The organism is Streptomyces sp. NPDC107538 (assembly GCF_055657445.1).
This window is the reverse complement of the sequence record NZ_JBVKAY010000004.1, coordinates 86,032-102,480: the sequence shown is the minus strand read 5'-3', so window position 1 is coordinate 102,480 and position 16,449 is coordinate 86,032. Positions and strand designations below refer to the sequence as shown.

The window sequence follows — 16,449 nt, the reverse complement described above, 5'->3', positions numbered from 1 at the left end:
ACCCCGGGCCCCACGCACGTAGGGACAAATTGTCTATTGACGCGGGCTGCTGATGACAGGTGCCAGGAACGGGCTCGGCGTCCCGTGCCAGGACACCCGCAGTGCCTCACGTGCCCGCGTGCAGGCCACGAACAGCACGCTCAGCTCGCTGTTTACGTCTTCCTGGTGCTGCTGGGCGTCGACGTCCACCGGAGTCACGGCGGATTTCATCGGAACCGTGCCGTCCATCACCCCGGCCACGGCGACGCATCGGAACTCCAGCCCCTTCATCCGGTGCATGGTCCCTATCCGCACTCCCGCACCACTGCGCCCGGCCCCCAGGACGAAGGCAGGGATCCCGGCGTGCTCCAGGGCCTTGGCGATGTCCCGACCCAACTGGATGAACCGCACCGCGATGCCGATGTCTTCCGCCTCCACGCCCGAGGCGGTCCACTTCTCCACCTGGGCCACCAGCGCCGCCATCTCCTCTGGTTTCGTGGCGTGGCCCGCCGTCTCGGGCCGTTCGCCGTGCATCGTGGAGCGATAGCCGGCCAAAGTCTCCTTCCCCTCGTCCATGTCGTCGGGTTTCTCGCCGGTCAGCAGCGCGGTGGACCAGGTGAGGATCTCCTGCGTGGTCCGGTAGTTGACCCGTAGCCGGAACGAGCGTCCGACGACCTCGATGCCGAGTGAGCGGAGCGAGACCCGGTTGCCGTAGATGCGCTGATGGGTGTCTCCGGCGAGGAACAGGTCGTCGGCGCCGTGGCCGACGAGTGCCCGCAGGAACCTCCACTGGGCCGGGTGCAGGTCCTGTGCTTCGTCGACCACGACGTGCCGGAAGGGCCGCTCGTCGCGCCCGTCCAGGACGCGCGCCGCCTCCGCGCACACCTGCAGGAAGGTCCACTCCCCGGCCTGACGCAGCTGTTCCTCGAAAGCGGCGACGGCACGCCACACCCGGAGTCGTTTCAGCGGCCCGAGACCGCTGCCGCGGCCCGTCCGTACCACTTTCAGGTACTTTTCGGGAGTGGCGACGGAATGCGCGAGGACGACGTGCCGCCACTCCTGGTCGAGGAAGACGTCCGTGACGTCGAGGTCCAACCGCCGCGCGATCCGCGCCCATCGGGCGGTGATCTCCTTCTGGTCGAAGACCAGCTTCAGCGGTGCGCCGCCGCGTTCCGCCCGCACGATCTCGTTGGCCAGGGCGTCGACGTTCACCACCCGGATCTTCGCCCGGACGGCGTCCTCCGTGATCAGCAGCTCCATGCAGCGCTGCAGTTCGGCCGCCAGGTCCTTCGTGTAGGTCGTCAGCAGCACACAGCCGTCGGGCGCGTCGGCGGGCAGGTGTCGCGCGAGGTGGTACGCGCGGTGCAGCGCGACGACGGTCTTGCCGGTGCCGGGCCCGCCGGTGACCCGAGCCGACCCGGCGTAGCTCTCCTGGTAGGCCATCCGGTACTGGCTCGGGTGCAGGAAGATTCGCCAGGCGTCGAAGGGGCGCTGAAGGATGTCCAGCAGCTCATCAGCTCCTGAGACGAGGGCGATACGGCCCCGCGAGCGGGCCATGGCGGTGCCCAGCTCGTCATCCTCGGAGACGAGGGCGCTCTGCACGGCGGCGGTCCGGGCATACGCCTGCACGAGCTCGCGGTCGATCTCCTCAGGCTTCATCCCGGTCGCGAGCCCGAGCAGCACGTCGTACTGCTGCTCGGGAAGCACCTTGTGCAGGGCCTCCAGGTGGGCCTCGTCGGGGACCAGCCGGATGATTGGCAGGATCTCCTCGTCGACGCCGAGGCTGCGCAGCACCTTGTCCGGATACTCGGAGGCGGGGAACAGGCGGGACGGCTCGTCGGCGGCCAGCGCCCGTAGCCCGGCCGTGGCCCGCTCCAGGGCCACGTCGTTGCGTATCTCGATGCCCTGGGTGGCCTCGTTCACCGACGCACGGTGTTTGGCGGCCCAGTCGTTGGCCTTGTCGTGGGGGAGCACCTTCAGCAGCAGATAGCTGTCGCCGGACGCCGCCTTGAGGACGACGCCGCGCCAGAAGTCGGTGATTCGGATGGTCCGCAGCCGCGGGTCCTTCTGGTGCGTGAGCTTCTCCAGGTGCAGTCCCGCGTGCGTGGCCGCCGCGAACTTCTCGAAGACCTCGAAGACACGTTTCTGGACGGGTTTCTCCAGCGCGGCGAACTCCATCAGGAAGTCCCGGTGCATACCCAGCGTCGCCATCCGTGCCCCCTCCAGAAAACTACGATCACTTTACTGACCGGCTCCGAGGTGCGAAGCCGGTCCGTACGTGCCGGCAAGTGAGCTGCCCTTCGCGAAGCCGACAAGATTCCGTCAGGGGTGGGGACCTTCCGTGCTCCCGCCGGAGCTTTCCGCGCCCCCATGGCCAGTGGGCGCCCTTGACCAGCCCCATGAGGGCTGCTCCGCTTGGTGGGTTGGGGTGTCGGATTCGGGGGGCGTCTTCGTGGCCAGGTTGGTTCCAGGTGCGCTGGGTCGGGGCAATGGCTGCGGAGGGGGCGCGGCTGGGGTCGCCGGCGGCGCGGCGGGTCGGGCATGAGGTTACGGCGTGGCCTCGCCGTCGCCTGCGTCGCGGGTGGCGTCGCGATCATCACGGTGCTGATCGGGCTCGTCACGAACGCGGTGTCCGCGCAGGCGCGCTGGCCCGGTGTGCTCGGCTGGATCCAGGAGCACGCGTGGTCGTCGTTCATCGCCCTGGGTGTGGCCCTGGTCGGGCTGACGGCATTGCCCGCGGCGCTGTCGGAGTCGCGGACGCTCGGGGGTCCCCAGCCGCCGCAACCCCGGCCGGACGATGCGGTGGGGCTGCTGGGCGCCGCCCTCGTCCTTCGTTCGTTGCCGAGGGACACGACGGCGTTCACCAACCGGTCGACCGAGCTGGAATGCCTCGTAGCGTCGGTGAAGGCCTCGCAGGAGAACGGGCAGTCCCTGCCGGTCCATGTGATCGACGGGATGCCCGGGGTCGGCAAGACCGCCTTCGCGGTGCGCGCCGGGCATGTCCTGTCGGAGCGGTTCCCGGACGGGCAGCTCTTCGTGAACCTCAACGGGCACACGCCGGGACAGAGCCCGGTCCACCCCGCCGAGGCGCTGGCCTCGCTGCTGGCGGCCGCCGGGGTGCCGACCCAGCAGATACCGGTCGGTGACGATCCGGGTGCGGTCACCGAGGCTCGGGCCGCCATGTGGCGGAGCCGCCTCGCGGGCAAGCGGGCGTTGCTCATTCTCGACAACGCGGCGAGCTACCGGCAGTTGGAGCCCTTGCTCCCCGGTGGGAGCGATTGTCTGGTGCTGGTGACGAGCCGCAGACGACTGGCGGCGCACGAGGAAGTGGTGCTGCCGGTCGCGGAGTTACCGCCCCCCTACGCGGTGGACCTGTTCGTACGTCTCAGCGGCCGTTCGCTCGATGTGCTCGGCCGTCAGGTGGTCGAGGAACTGGTGCGGACGTGCGGGTATCTGCCGCTGGGCGTGTCACTGCTCGCCGCCCGGTTGCGGCACCACCCGACCTGGAGCGCCGAGGATCTCCGGGAGCGGCTGGCGGCGGCCGGGGACCGGCTGGGGGAGTTCCGTGCCGGTGAGAGAGCGGTGGTCGCGGCCTTCCAGTTGTCCTATCGGGACCTTCCGCCTGCGCGGCAGGACTTCTTCCGCAGCCTTGGTTTCTACCCGGGTACAGACATATCGGAGTATGCCGGTGCGGTGCTCGCCACGACCGGAGTCGTGGAGGCCCGCGGTCACCTCGAGGCGCTCTACGACGACCACCTGATCGACGAACACCCCGGGAGCCGCTACCGGCTTCACGACCTGTTGCGTGACTATGCCCGTCGTCTCGCGGGTGAGGGAGGCAGTATGGAACAGGTTCAGGCCGTCCAGCGTGTGTGTACGTACTACCTGGCCGCTCTCGCCGTCGCGAACACGTACCTCGTCCGCAGCGGTGCGGCCGTGCTCCCGCCGCCCGATGACGCGGCCGGTGTGGAGACCCCGGCGATGGGATCCCGTACGGCCGCTGTCGGGTGGCTGGAGAGGGAGCGGGCCAATGTCCTGTCCTGCATCGAACAGGCGAACAGGCTGGCCTTGCACGATCTCGTGATCGGCCTGGCCGCGGCGATGGCCCCCTTCCTGCGCCAGGCCGGACCGTGGGACCAGGCCGTCGGCCTGCATCGGACGGCTGCCGAGGCGGCCCGGCGTACGGGTGACCGACGAGCCCTGGCCGGCGCACTGGCCGAACTCGGCGTCGTACGGCGCTTCATGGCCGTGTACGGGGAAGCGACCGAGGCGCTGAACGAGGCGGCGACACGTTACGACGAGGCCGGTGACCGGAAGGGCAAGGCCGATGCCCTGAACCAGGCGGGGATCGTCTGGTACCTCACTGCCGACAATGAGTCGGCGGAACGTGCCCAGAGCGAAGCGCTGGTCATCTACCGGGAGTTGGGAGATCGCCTCGGGCAGGCGAACGCGCTCGCGGACCTCGGCATGGTGCGCAGGCAGACCAGCCGGTTCGACGCGGCTGTCGAGGCCCAGTCCGAGGCACTGTCGATCTACCGCGAACTGGGCGACCGGTACGGTGAGGCCAACTCGCTCCGTGATCTGGGTGTCGTGCACTGCCTGACGGGCGAGTACGAACGAGCGGCCCGGCGGCACCGCGAGGCGTTCGACATCTACCGCCTGCTCGACGACCGGGTCCACCAGGCGTACGCCCTCAACGAACTCGGTGTCGTCCGGCGCATCACCGGGGATCTCGCCGGGGCACGGGAGGACCACACCCGGGCACTGGAGTACTACACCGAACTCGGCGACCGGTTCGGCCGCGCCAACAGCATTCGGCACCTCGGGGCACTGGACCGGGTCGGCGGGAACATCCCGGAGGCGGTCCGCCGGCTGGAGGAGGCCCTGACGGTGTATCGCGAACTCGGCAGTCGTGGGGGCGAAGCCGCGGCACTGAGTGAACTGGGGGCCGCTCGGGGCGCCGCCGGGGACCGGGACGGTGCCCTGGAGGCGTTCCGGCGCAGTATGGAGCTCTCGCGTGACCTGGGCGATCGCTGTGCCGAGGCGGAAGTGCTCAACAACTGGGGGGCGTTGCTGCGTGCGTCCGGCGATCCGGCGGCCGCTCGCGGGTACTTCCAGCAGGCGGTGGGACTGGCCCGGGATGTCCGCTGTCCGCTCGAGGAAGCCAGGGCGCTGGAGGGCATCGGGCGCTGCGAGCGGACTATTGGCGGGCGGGGTGCGGCTGAGGGCCCGCTGCGTGAAGCGGCCTAGATCTACGGGCAGTTGGGCCTGGGGAACGCGGTCGCGGAGGTTGAGCGATTGCTGGTGCGACGGTCGCGATGAGCACGTAACGTGAGGGTAATGTAGCGGAGTGTGGCTGATTCGTGTCTCACGCAGGAGATGCGGGAACTGTTACCTTGCTGTCTAAGCTTGATCCTTCAACCATTGATCGCCGGGGTGGTTCTCGGCACGGCACATCAGGGGGCGTTGGATGGTGTCAGACATGGCTCATACGGCAGCGTGTCGCGGTGGGGAGGAGTCCCAACCGACCGAGCGATCCGCGGTGCTGGACCGCTTAGGTACTCGCGTACGGCGACGTCTGGCGGCGGAGCGATCGGCTCCGGACCAGGTCGCTGACGGCAGGCACGGAGCGTCCCTCATCGGGCCGCTGCCGTAGTAAGGGCGTCGGTCGTGACGCTCTCTCCCCTTCCCTTCCGGTCGTTCGTTCTCAAGTCCGCGAACCGCTGCAACATCGACTGTGACTACTGCTACGTCTTCAACTCCCCTGACCAGGCATGGCGAAAGCTGCCCGCCCGCATGAGCGTGGAGGTCGCCCGAGCGGCCGGAAGGAGAATCAGCCAGCACGCGGCGGCGCACCAGCTGCGGACGGTGGATCTTGTACTGCACGGAGGCGAGCCACTCCTGGCCGGCAGACGGCACACGCATGCCCTGCTGACCGCCCTCCGTGAGGAGATCCCGGCTGACGGCCCGGAAGTCCGCTTCGAGCTGCAGACCAACGGCACGCTGCTCTCGGAGAGTTGGCTCGACCTGTTCGAAGAGTTCGCGGTCACGGTGGGCGTCAGCCTCGACGGACCGCCGCACGCCAATGACCGGCACCGCCTGACCCATGCCTCCCGCTCGAGCGTGGCCTCCGCCGAACGCGGCATACAACTACTGCGAACCCGGCCGCGCCTGTTCGCGGGACTGCTGGCCGTGGTCGACCTGGCCAACGATCCGGAAGAAGTCCACGACTACCTGGCAGCCTTCGATCCGCCGATCATCGACTTCAACCTCCCGCACGGCACGCACGATGCCCCACCACCTCGTGACAACCCGTCCCTCCCCGAGTACGGGATGTGGATGAGCCGTGTCTACGATGCCTGGCTCGCCCGTCCTCAGCACCGCCACACCGTCCGGATGCTGGAGGACGTGGCCGCTCTCAGTGCGGGCGTACGTGGCTCCGTCGAGACTCTCGGACTCGCCCACCCGCAACCGTGGTCATCGAATCCGACGGGTCCCTGGAAGGCGTGGACACCCTCCGCTCCGTCGAGGAAGGCGCCTCCTGGCTGGGCCTCGACGTCTTCCACGCCACCCTCGACGAGGCCGCCCTCCATCCCAAGCTGTCGCACAGACAGTTCGGCAAGGACGCGCTCGCCGAGCAATGCCGGTCCTGCCCGCTGGTCGAGGTCTGTGGCGGCGGCTACCTTCCGCACCGCTTCAGCTCCGCCCGCGGCTATGACAACCCCTCGGTCTACTGCGCCGACCTGGACCACCTCATACGGCACGTCCAGAGGTCGCTGCTCCGGCACGGATGGGAACTGCCGGCTTCGGTGCCGTCGCCCCCATAGCTCTGCCACCCGCATAGCTCTGCCACGCGCATCGCGATGGCGCAACGCGCGTTGACCGAGTCGACGCCTGACGACGAGAAAGAAGGAGGGCACGCATGAGCTTCAGGATTCGCCCGGCCGGTGTGGGTGACGTCCGGGGACTGGCCAGGCTGATCGAAGAGATCGAGCGTTTCTACGGGGCGACCGAGATCCAGCCTTTCGAAGAGCGCCGGTCCCAAGTCACGCAGGCTCTGTTCGGTTCCCCACCACTGGCTTCCGCCCTGCTCGTGGAGGACGGCCGGGGCGACATCGTCGGCATGGCCGCGTACTCGTTTCTCTGGCCGGCCGCAGGCTCGTCCCACTCCCTCTTCCTCAAGGAGCTCTACGTCCGGGACTCCCTACGTCGGCAGGGAGTCGGCAAGGAGCTGATGAGGAGGCTCCGCGGCATCGCCCAGGAGAGGCCGGGATGCAGTCGCCTGGAGTGGATGACCGACCGTGAGAACGAGGGGGCCCGGTCGTTCTACCGGGAACTAGGTTTTACCGAGTTCGACGGGAAGATCGTCTACCGGTTGGAGACAGGCACCGGCGTCCTCAGGGAACCAGCGCACTCCGTCTCGGCCTGACCCACTTCCGACCGCCATGCGGCCTGCCAGGCTTCGGACGCCAGGAGTCGCACCTGCCGGTGGCGGTGGTGGTGTCAGTGAACCGCACTGATCAGTACGCCGACGGTGTCGTCCGTGAGGCCGCCCTTGATTGCCCGTCGGCTGCCGCGCCCCCACTCCGCCGGGGGACGTCCAGGGCGGCTCCGGGGCCGACATCGGCGATCTCGGCAAGCAGCTCACGCGGCTCCTGCGCGCACGCAACGGGTCTTCTTCGACGATGGAGATCCCAGCGGATCAAGCCCAGCGACAACCCCGAGCCTGCAACGGGCACGCGGCCCAAGGCGGCTCCGCGGTGGAGTAGAGCCGACGCACAGGGGCACTCGGGTCGCCGGAAAGTACAGGGCGCGAAGTGCGCCGAGAAGTGGGGCTCCATCATCAAGTACGCCTACATCAGGGGAATGTGATGACGAGTTACGGCGGTTCTTCTGCGACTTCCCGATCCCGCACCAACGGTCTGGCCATCGCCAGCCTTGTCTGCGGAATCATCGGAATCTTCATCTTCAACGTGATTCTCGGCCCGCTGGCCATCGTGCTGGGTGCGGTAGGCCTGCGGCAGGCGGGGGCGAAGGGCGGCGGTGGCGTGGCCAAGGCCGGCATCGTCCTCGGCGTCGTGGATCTGGTCATCTTCGCGGTACTGATCGCCGTAGCCGCATCCAATGGTGGTTTCACCTGGTACGTCGGTGGCTGACTGACTGACTGACTGACCGAGCGTCGCTCGCTCCAGCCCCGTTGTTCAGAAGGACACCGATCAGCCAAGCACAAACGGCAACCTTGCTGCCAGGGGCTCCAGTTCGGCACGCTGTCTGCCCGTCGCTGCCCGCCGCCCCGTCCCGACCAACAGCACATCTTCGTCGGTGAAGGAGACGGGAAACGCCGTGCCCGCGATCCGTTCCAGCGCCGTACGGGAATGGGACAGGGACGCGGGGGACGGGCCGGGGGCAGTCGGCAGGTGGGTCGTCAGGTCCAAGTGATGGAGGGTCCACTCCAGGATGTACGCCGTGAGGTAGTCGGCGGTGGTGAGGACCTGGTCCTGGGTGGTGACCCGGGTGGTGGGGTCGGCCAGTTCGGCGGCGCGGGCCGCGGCGGAGCCTACGTCGTCCAGGTGGTACTTGAGGAGGGACATGTCCTCGTACGCGGTGGCCAGGCGGATGGTCAGGGAGGACAGGGGGTCCTCGGCGGCCGGGGGTTCGTTCGTGGCCTGCCAGTACGTCGTCGCGTCGGCCGTGGGTTCGGCGTCGGGGGGCGCGGGGGTGACCAGGGTGATCAGGACGTCCTGTGCGTCGATGATCAGGTGGCAGGCGAGGTCTCGCACCAGCCAGCCCGCGCAGCCCGAGGGCTGGGAGAAGTCCTTGTCCGTCAGGTCGGTGACCGCCCTGCGCAGTGCCGCCCAGGAGTGTGAGAAAAGGTCCACCCCCGCAAGGTAGTTCAAGGCATTGACCCTTCGCCCGGAGCGCGCTTTCATCGTGCTCCGGTCTGTCCTAGGGGGAGCCAGTCCAGTGAAGAGACCTGTGTTACGTATCTGGGTGAGTACCGTCGGTGCCGTTCTGGTGGCTGCCGCCGCCGTCACGCCCGCCTCGGCCGCGTCGGCCGTCGTGCCGCACACCGAGCGGATCAGTGTGGCCCCCGACGGTGTCACCGGAGGGAACGGCCACTCCACCGACCCCGTGGTCAGCGCGGACGGGCGTGTCGTGGCCTTCATGTCGTCGGCGACTAATCTGGGGCCGGGGACCGATGTGCGGAACAGCGTCTACTACCGGACGGGGCCCGGTGAGCCGTTGCAGCGGGTGGTGGTGCCGGGGGAGACGACCTCCACGCCCCAACTGTCGGAGTCGGGGCGGTACTTGACCTTCGGGTCGTTCTCGGCCACGACCGGGACGTCATCCGTGCACCTCATGGATCTGAGCACCGGTACCGTCGAGCGGCTGGCGCCCGCCATGGACGACGGTTACCAGATGTCGTACGGCATCGCGCCGATCAGCGCCGACGGGCGGTACGTCGCCTTCGTCGCCCGGCACGCCGTCGATCCGCAGGGCGCGTTCCCCTGCCGGGTCATGTTGCTGGACCGGAAGACGCAGGAGGTGCGGCGGGTCAGTCGCGAGTCGGACGGTTCGAAGACCTACTACCGGTGCGAGCAGGTGGCGATGAGCGCGGACGGGCGCAAGGTCGCCTACCTGGAGGGGTACACCGGGCCCGGCACCGGCGATCAGGGCGACATCCTGGTGTACGACCGGAGGAGCGGGCGTACCGTGCACGCCGACGCCACGCACGACGGGGCGCCTGCCAGTACCTCGTCGTTCGCTCCCGTGCTGAGCGGCGACGGCTCCAAGGTCGGCTTCAACTCGCCGGCCACCAACCTCGTCGCGGAGACCGACACCAACAACAGTGTGAATGCCTTCGTCCGCGATCTGCGCACCGGCACGCTCCAGCGGTACGACGGGCACGCGCCCACCGATCTCACCCTGCTGTCCGACCTGTCCGTCGACGGATCGAAGCTGCTGCTCAACACGGCGGACGCGAACCGTACGTCGCTCGGGTTGATCCTGCGCGATCTGTGCACCGGGCAGGAGGAGTTGCTGTCACCGGGGCAGGACGGCAAACCCGTCACCGTGGGGGACGCGGCGTTGAGCGCGGACGAGTCGGCGGTCGTCTTCGAGTCGTACTATCCGGGGCTCGTGCCCGAGGACACGAACCTGATCGGGGATGTGTTCGTCCGTACGTCCCCACCTGCCCTCAGCCGCTGATCTCCAGCACCCCCGCCAACCGCCCCCAAGCCCCCCGAGGCAGCACCTCCCCCTCCTGCCCGTCGATCACCTGCAACGCCACATGGTCCGCCCCCGCCGCGTGGAACTCGTCCACACGCGACCGGATCCGGTCATCGGTGCCCCACGCGTACACCGCGTCGATCAGCCGGTCGCTGCCCCCGTCCGTGAGGTCGGAGGCGGTGAAGCCGAGGCGGAGGAAGGTGTTCGTGTAGTTCGGGAGTCCGAGATAGAACGCGAGGTGGGCGCGGGCGAGGGAGCGGGCGCGGGCGGGGTCGGTCTCCAGGACCACCTTCAGTTCGGGGGCCAGCAGCGGGCCCTCGCCCAGAGTCTCGCGGGCCTCGGCCGTGTGCTCCGGGGTCACCAGGTACGGGTGGGAGCCGGCCGCCCGGTCGCGGGCGAGGCGGAGCATCCGTGGGCCCAGGGCCGCCAGCACCCGGCGCTCGGCGGGGACCCCGGCGGCGTCGAGGGCGTCGAGATACTCGACCATCGCGGCGTACGGCCGCCGGTACTGCTCCGCGAGCTTCGCGTGGCTCACGCCGAGGCCGAGGAGGAAGCGGCCGGGGTGGGTGGCCTCCAGCTCGGCGAGGTGTACGGCCGTGTCGGCGGCCTCGTGCTGCCAGATGCTCTGGATGCCGGTGGCGACGGTGATCCGGGACGTGGCCTCGACCAGGGGGACGGCGTGCCGGACCGCCGTACTGCCGCCGAGCCAGATCGCGCCGTAGCCCAGTTCCTCCAACTCGGCTGCCGCGTCCGCGAGTTCACCGCGCCGGGCGGGGTCCTCCGCCCGCAGCCCGCCGCTCCAGACGCCGTACCGCCCGACCCCGTGCCGCCCGGCCTGTTCCGTCTGTCCCGCGCTCTTCGGTTTCACCATGCAAACGCCAACTCGCCTCCTTTCGTGATCTATTCCGGCGGGCTCGTCGGCATCAAATCGTGTCGCATCCATTGACGTCCCTCCTGCCTCACCTTTACCTTCTGGCCGAAGTTACGCACAACGTTCGCAATTTCGAACAAACCTCCCCCAGTCTCAACCCCCGGTCTCAACCCCCGGTCTCAACCCCCGGTCTCAACCCCCGATCCCCCTCCCCGAGAGCCGCTCCCCGAAGGGACTTGCCGTGTTCCGCATTCAAGTCCGTCATTGGGTGACGATGGGGGCCGCACTGCTGGCCCTGTTCGCGTCGCTCGTCACCGTCCAGCCGGCGTCGCCCGCCGCCGCGGCCGACGGCAAGCCGTACACCAACCCGGTCAAGTCCCAGAAGGGCGCCGACCCCTGGCTGGAGTACTACAACGGCAACTACTACCTGGTGACGACGACGTTCACCAACAAGCTCCTGATGCGTAAGTCCCCGACGCTGGCGGGCCTGAGCACCGCCCCGAGCGTGGAGATCTGGTCGGACACCACGGCCGGGCGCAACGCCAACATCTGGGCGCCGGAGATCCACTTCCTGGACGGCAAGTGGTACCTCTACTACTCGGCCGCGCAGAGCGGCGCCGCGTGCTGCGACACCCAGCGCACCCAGGTGCTGGAGAGCTCCGGCACCGACCCGCTGGGCCCCTACACCCACAAGAACACCCTCACCGGGTCCAACCTCACCCCCGGCGGCTGGCTCATCGACGCCAGCGTGCTCAAGCACGACAACAAGCTCTACCTGATGGGCAGCGGCTTCATCGGCGGCAGTACGCAGAGCCTGGTCATCGCGCCGCTGAGCAACCCGTACACGCTCGCCAGCAACACCTTCTCGATCATCTCCAGCCCCACCCTGAGCTGGGAGACCTCCGGCGGCGCGGTCAACGAGGGGCCCGAGCCGCTGTACCACGACGGCCGGACCTTCGTGAGCTTCTCCGCCAGCCACTGCCAGACCGCCGACTACAAGCTCGGCCAGCTGGAACTGACCGGCAGTGACCCGCTGCTCGCCTCCTCCTGGACCAAGAAGCAGACGCCGGTCTTCCAGCGCAGCGACGCCAACGGGGTCTACGGTCCGGGCCACAACGGGTTCTTCACCTCGCCCGACGGCACCGAGAACTGGATCGTCTACCACGGCAACAGCGCGGCCAACGGCGGCTGCGGCAACGGCCGTACGACCCGCGCCCAGAAGTTCACCTGGAACGCGGACGGCACGCCGAACTTCGGCACCCCGGTCGCCCTCGGGGCCACCCTCGCCGGGCCCTCGGGCGAGACGGCGACGACCCCGACCGCGTACACGATCGTCAACCGCAACAGCGGCAAGTGCCTCGACGTCAACGGGGGCAACACCGCCGACGGGACCAACATCTTCCAGTGGAGCTGCACCGGCGGCGCCAACCAGAAGTGGCGCGTCGAGGACATGGCCGACGACACCAGTCGCCTGGTCAACGTGGCCACCGGCAAGGTGATGGACACCGCGGACTGCTCCACCGCCGACGGCGCGGACATCCGGCAGTGGTCCTGGTTGAACAACAACTGCCAGAAGTCGCGGCTGATCTACACCGGCGGCGACTACGTCCGGATCGTCAACGCCGCCACCGGCAAGGTCGCCGACGTCGCCAACTGCGGCACCGCCAACGGCGCCGACGTACGCCAGTGGTCCTGGCTGAACAACAACTGCCAGCAGTGGCGCCTCGTCCCCACCACCGCCTGAACCAGGAGAGACCGACCCCATGAGACGACTCCTCAGAAGGGCCGTCGTGGCCGCCGCCGCGGCGCTCGCCGTGCTCACCACCGTGACCACCCCGGCCCAGGCCGCCGCCCCCGCGTCCCCGGCCGTCACCTTCACCAACCCGATAGCCGAGCAGCGGGCCGACCCGCACATCTACAAGCACACCGACGGCTACTACTACTTCACGGCCACCGTCCCCGCGTACGACAAGATCGTGATGCGCCGGGCCACCACCCTCCAGGGCCTCGCCACGGCCACGGAGACCACGATCTGGACCAAGCACGCCAGCGGTGACATGGGTGCCCACATCTGGGCGCCGGAGATCCACTTCATCGACGGCAAGTGGTACGTGTACTTCGCCGCCGGTGCCACGAACGACATCTGGAAGATCCGGCCGTACGTCCTGGAGACCAGCGCCGCCAACCCGCTGACCGGCACCTGGACGGAGAAGGGCCGGATCGCCCTGCCGCTGGACACCTTCTCGCTGGACGCCACCACCTTCACGCACAACGGCACCCGCTACCTCAGCTGGGCGCAGAACGACCCGGCGGTCGGCACCGGCACCAACCTGTATCTGGCGAAGCTGTCCAACCCCTGGACCATCAGCGGCAGTCCGGTGATGATCTCCAAGCCCGAGTACGCGTGGGAGACCGTCGGTCACCGGGTCAACGAGGGGCCGGCCGTCATCCAGAAGAACGGCAAGGTCTTCATGGCGTACTCGGCCAGCGCCACCGACGCCAACTACTGCCTGGGGCTGCTGACCGCCTCCGCCACGGCCGACCTGATGAACCCCGCCTCCTGGGTGAAGACCGCGACCCCCGTCTTCACCAGCAACGCGGCAACCGGCCAGTACGGGCCCGGCCACAACACGTTCACCACGTCCGAGGACGGAAAGTCCGACATCCTCGTCTACCACGACCGCAACTACAAGGACATCAGCGGCGACCCGCTCAACGACCCCAACCGCCGCACCCGCTACCAGAAGCTGTACTGGAACGCCGACGGCACACCCAACTTCGGCATCCCCGTCGCCGACGGCGCGACCCCGGTCCGGCTCTCCTCGTTCAACTACCCGGACAAGTTCATCCGGCACTGGGAGTACCGCGCCAAGCTGGAGGGCAACGTCACCAACCTCGCCGACTCGCAGTTCCGGATCGTCACCGGTCTGACGGGCAGCGGTACGGTCTCGCTGGAGTCGGCGAACTTCCCCGGCTACTACCTCCGCCACAAGAACAACGAGCTGTGGGTGGAGAAGGACGACGGCACGGCCCTGTTCGACAACGACGCGTCCTTCTTCCAGCGGGCCGGCCTCGCGGACACGGCCGCCGGGGTCTCGTACGAGTCGTACAACTTCCCCGGCCGCTACATCCGCCACTACAACAACCTGCTCTACACCCAGCCGGTCAGCACGACCCTCGACCGGCAGGACGCCACCTTCTACAAGGAGTGAGCCCTACTCCGGCGGGGTGACCTGGATCAGGCCCGACTGGTAGGCCATCACGACCAGTTGGGCCCGGTCCCTCGCCCCCAGCTTCGTCATCGCGCGGTGCACGTGCGTGCGTACCGTCAGCGGGCTGACGTACAGCTTCTCCGCGATCTCGTCGTTGGAGTGGCCCTCGGCCGCCAGGGCCATCACCTCGCGCTCCCGGGTGGTGAGGTTGGTCAGCTGGTCGGGGGTGGCGAGGCGGTTGCCGGGGGCGGGGGCGGCGAGGAAGCGGGTGACGAGGGTGCGAGTGGCGGCGGGGGAGAGGAGCGTGTCGCCCGCGGCCACCGTGCGGATGCCGTCGAGGAGGACGTCGGCGGTGACGTCCTTGCCGAGGAAGCCGCTGGCGCCGGAGCGCAGCGCCTGGGCCACGTACTCGTCGATCTCGAAGGTCGTGAGGATCAGGACACGGGTGTCGGCCAGTTCCTCGTCGGCGCAGATCACGGCCGTGGCGGTGAGCCCGTCCGTGCCGGGCATCCGGATGTCCATGAGGACCACGTCGGGGCGGTGGACCCGGACCAGGTCGACCGCCTCCCGGCCGTCGGTGGCCTCGGCGACCACCTCCATGTCCGTACAGGAGTCGATGAGGATCCGGAAGGTCGCCCGCAGCAGAGCCTGATCGTCGGCGAGCAGGACACGAATGGTCATGGTGCTGTTCTACTTCCGCTGGTCAGGAGTCTTGTGCCGGTCAGGAGTCCTGTGCCGGTCAGGAGTCCTGTGCTGGTCGGGGGTCTTCTGCTGTTCCGGAGCCGGATCCTGGGCCGGTCCGGGGGTCCGGGGGCCGGGGCGCAGCGGGAGGTCGGTGGTGACCTCGAAGCCGCCCCCGGGACGCGGGCCGGCGCTGAGTGAGCCGCCGACGGACTGGGCGCGCTCGCGCATACCGATGAGACCGAAACCACGGCCGGATCCCGGGGCACAGACCCGGCCGGGCGGGGGCTCGGCGCCGTCGTCGGTGACCCTGATCGTCAGATGCGCCTCCGCGTACGCGAGGCGGACCCGGGCCGTGTCCACGGCGGCGTGCTTGCTGACGTTGGTGAGGGCCTCCTGCACGATCCGGTACGCGGTCAGGTCCACCCCGGGGTCGAGCGGCCACGGCGAGCCCTCCGTGGTGACGGTGACCGTGAGGCCGGCGGACTCGCACGCCGCCACCAGTTCCGGAAGCCGGTCGAGCCCGGGGGTCGGGGCCAGCGGCGCCTCCGGGTCGTCGGGCCGGCGCAGCACCCCGACGGTGCCCTTCAGCTCGCGCAGCGCCGACGAGGTGGTGGCGGTCAGCTCGGTGAGGATCCGGTGGGCCTGCTCGGGGTCGGTGCGGGCGAGGTGCGCGGCGGTGCCCGCCTGGGCGTTGGCGAGGGCGAGGTGGTGGGCGACCACGTCGTGCAGGTCGCGGGCGATCCGCATCCGCTCCTCGGTGACCCGCAGCCGGGCCTCCTCCTCCCGGGTGCGTTCCGCGTGCTCGGCGCGGGCCTGCACCGACTTCAGATAGGCCCGCCGGATCTGGGTGGCCCGGCCCATGGCGAGCGGCATCAGCAGCCAGAACACCGGGCCGATCGTCCTGAGCAGCAGCGAGAGATGGGTCATCGCGTCGGAGAGCACGGCCGCGAGCGTCATCATCGCGATGGTGGTGAGGCCGTAGACGCGGGTGGTCCGGTGGTCGGTGATCGTGGCCAGCCAGTAGAGGGCCGCCATGACCGGCGCGAGCAGCAGGGGAGTGATCAGATAGTCCATCGCGATCGCGCCCCCGGCGCCCAGCACGGTCACGAGGAGGGCGATGCGCGGGTGGGTGCGGTGCTTGAGCAGGGCGAGACAGGACACGCCCATGAGGGCGGCACCGATATGGGTCTCGTCCGGCGGCTCGGCGCCGGGCAGGGTGAGCAGCATGCCGAGCGACGCGCAGCCCATGAGAGCCGAGGCCGTCACCAGGTCGACGAGAAAGGTGTGGCGTTCGGTGAACACCTCCAGGCGATCGACGTAGCGCCGATCCAGGCTGACGTTCATGGGGCTCCGGCGGTCGTCGGGACTCCGGCCGGCGGGGCCGGGGCCGGGTCGGGTGGGGGGCTGGGACCAGGTCGGTGGCGGCTCGGGACCGGGTCGGGCTGGGGACCATGGTGGTCGACTTCGGGGGCG

General features: G+C 69.1%; 14 protein-coding genes and 1 pseudogene. 9 read left to right on the top strand and 6 right to left on the bottom strand.

Annotated features, from left to right (window positions below):
- Nucleotides 1-33: 33 nt before the first annotated feature.
- Nucleotides 34-2,190, bottom strand: coding sequence for a UvrD-helicase domain-containing protein (locus ACZ7MG_RS15005; RefSeq protein WP_471380425.1), 2,157 nt, complete (start codon nucleotides 2,188-2,190; stop codon nucleotides 34-36).
- A gap of 330 nt (nucleotides 2,191-2,520) precedes the next feature.
- Here ACZ7MG_RS15005 and haaT point away from each other — a divergent pair, with 330 nt between their 5' ends.
- The 3 genes and pseudogenes from haaT to ACZ7MG_RS14990 all read left to right on the top strand — a co-directional run.
- Entirely contained in the window at nucleotides 2,521-5,229 is a 2,709-nt protein-coding gene (gene haaT, locus ACZ7MG_RS15000; protein WP_471380427.1) for a cyclophane-containing RiPP biosynthesis TPR protein HaaT, read from the top strand.
- A 220-nt stretch (nucleotides 5,230-5,449) separates the two neighbouring features.
- A complete protein-coding gene (gene haaA / locus ACZ7MG_RS14995) occupies nucleotides 5,450-5,635 on the top strand; it encodes a HaaA family cyclophane-containing RiPP peptide (RefSeq protein ID WP_471946133.1) in 186 nt (61 codons plus the stop codon).
- A 14-nt stretch (nucleotides 5,636-5,649) separates the two neighbouring features.
- Nucleotides 5,650-6,078: pseudogene (locus tag ACZ7MG_RS14990) on the top strand (radical SAM protein); the annotation flags it as partial.
- A gap of 51 nt (nucleotides 6,079-6,129) precedes the next feature.
- Here the strand turns inward: ACZ7MG_RS14990 and ACZ7MG_RS14985 are convergent.
- Nucleotides 6,130-6,258, bottom strand: a complete 129-nt coding sequence (locus tag ACZ7MG_RS14985; protein ID WP_471380576.1) for a hypothetical protein — start codon at nucleotides 6,256-6,258, stop codon at nucleotides 6,130-6,132.
- A gap of 194 nt (nucleotides 6,259-6,452) precedes the next feature.
- On the opposite strand from ACZ7MG_RS14985, the gene ACZ7MG_RS14980 reads away from it, so the two are divergent.
- From ACZ7MG_RS14980 to ACZ7MG_RS14970, 3 genes are all read left to right on the top strand, one after another.
- Entirely contained in the window at nucleotides 6,453-6,806 is a 354-nt protein-coding gene (locus ACZ7MG_RS14980) for a hypothetical protein (protein ID WP_471380578.1), read from the top strand.
- Nucleotides 6,807-6,901: 95 nt separating this feature from the next.
- On the top strand, nucleotides 6,902-7,408 hold the full coding sequence (gene haaN / locus ACZ7MG_RS14975; RefSeq protein ID WP_471380430.1) for a cyclophane-containing RiPP N-acetyltransferase HaaN: 507 nt from the start codon (nucleotides 6,902-6,904) through the stop codon (nucleotides 7,406-7,408).
- A 442-nt stretch (nucleotides 7,409-7,850) separates the two neighbouring features.
- Nucleotides 7,851-8,135 carry a DUF4190 domain-containing protein gene (locus tag ACZ7MG_RS14970; RefSeq protein ID WP_471380432.1) on the top strand — a complete coding sequence of 95 codons (285 nt, stop codon included), beginning with the start codon at nucleotides 7,851-7,853 and terminating at the stop codon, nucleotides 8,133-8,135.
- Between the two features lie 60 nt (nucleotides 8,136-8,195).
- Here the strand turns inward: ACZ7MG_RS14970 and ACZ7MG_RS14965 are convergent, their stop codons facing one another.
- Nucleotides 8,196-8,858, bottom strand: coding sequence for a maleylpyruvate isomerase N-terminal domain-containing protein (locus tag ACZ7MG_RS14965; protein ID WP_471380434.1), 663 nt, complete (start codon nucleotides 8,856-8,858; stop codon nucleotides 8,196-8,198).
- A gap of 112 nt (nucleotides 8,859-8,970) precedes the next feature.
- On the opposite strand from ACZ7MG_RS14965, the gene ACZ7MG_RS14960 reads away from it, so the two are divergent.
- The gene (locus ACZ7MG_RS14960; protein WP_471380435.1) at nucleotides 8,971-10,188 is read left to right on the top strand and encodes a TolB family protein; all 1,218 of its coding nucleotides are present in this window, start codon (nucleotides 8,971-8,973) and stop codon (nucleotides 10,186-10,188) included.
- On the opposite strand, the gene ACZ7MG_RS14955 is transcribed toward ACZ7MG_RS14960, so the two are convergent.
- Nucleotides 10,178-11,080 carry an LLM class F420-dependent oxidoreductase gene (locus ACZ7MG_RS14955; RefSeq protein WP_471380436.1) on the bottom strand — a complete coding sequence of 301 codons (903 nt, stop codon included), beginning with the start codon at nucleotides 11,078-11,080 and terminating at the stop codon, nucleotides 10,178-10,180. The two genes, ACZ7MG_RS14960 and ACZ7MG_RS14955, sit on opposite strands and share 11 nt — an antisense overlap.
- Before the next feature lie 274 nt (nucleotides 11,081-11,354).
- Here ACZ7MG_RS14955 and ACZ7MG_RS14950 point away from each other — a divergent pair, with 274 nt between their 5' ends.
- A complete protein-coding gene (locus tag ACZ7MG_RS14950; RefSeq protein WP_471380572.1) occupies nucleotides 11,355-12,824 on the top strand; it encodes a family 43 glycosylhydrolase in 1,470 nt (489 codons plus the stop codon).
- Between the two features lie 19 nt (nucleotides 12,825-12,843).
- On the top strand, nucleotides 12,844-14,292 hold the full coding sequence (locus ACZ7MG_RS14945) for a family 43 glycosylhydrolase (RefSeq protein ID WP_471380438.1): 1,449 nt from the start codon (nucleotides 12,844-12,846) through the stop codon (nucleotides 14,290-14,292).
- Nucleotides 14,293-14,295: 3 nt separating this feature from the next.
- Here the strand turns inward: ACZ7MG_RS14945 and ACZ7MG_RS14940 are convergent, their stop codons facing one another.
- Both ACZ7MG_RS14940 and ACZ7MG_RS14935 read right to left on the bottom strand, forming a co-directional pair.
- The gene (locus tag ACZ7MG_RS14940; RefSeq protein ID WP_471380440.1) at nucleotides 14,296-14,973 is read right to left on the bottom strand and encodes a response regulator transcription factor; all 678 of its coding nucleotides are present in this window, start codon (nucleotides 14,971-14,973) and stop codon (nucleotides 14,296-14,298) included.
- Nucleotides 14,974-14,982: 9 nt separating this feature from the next.
- On the bottom strand, nucleotides 14,983-16,320 hold the full coding sequence (locus tag ACZ7MG_RS14935; protein ID WP_471380442.1) for a sensor histidine kinase: 1,338 nt from the start codon (nucleotides 16,318-16,320) through the stop codon (nucleotides 14,983-14,985).
- Nucleotides 16,321-16,449 lie beyond the last annotated feature (129 nt).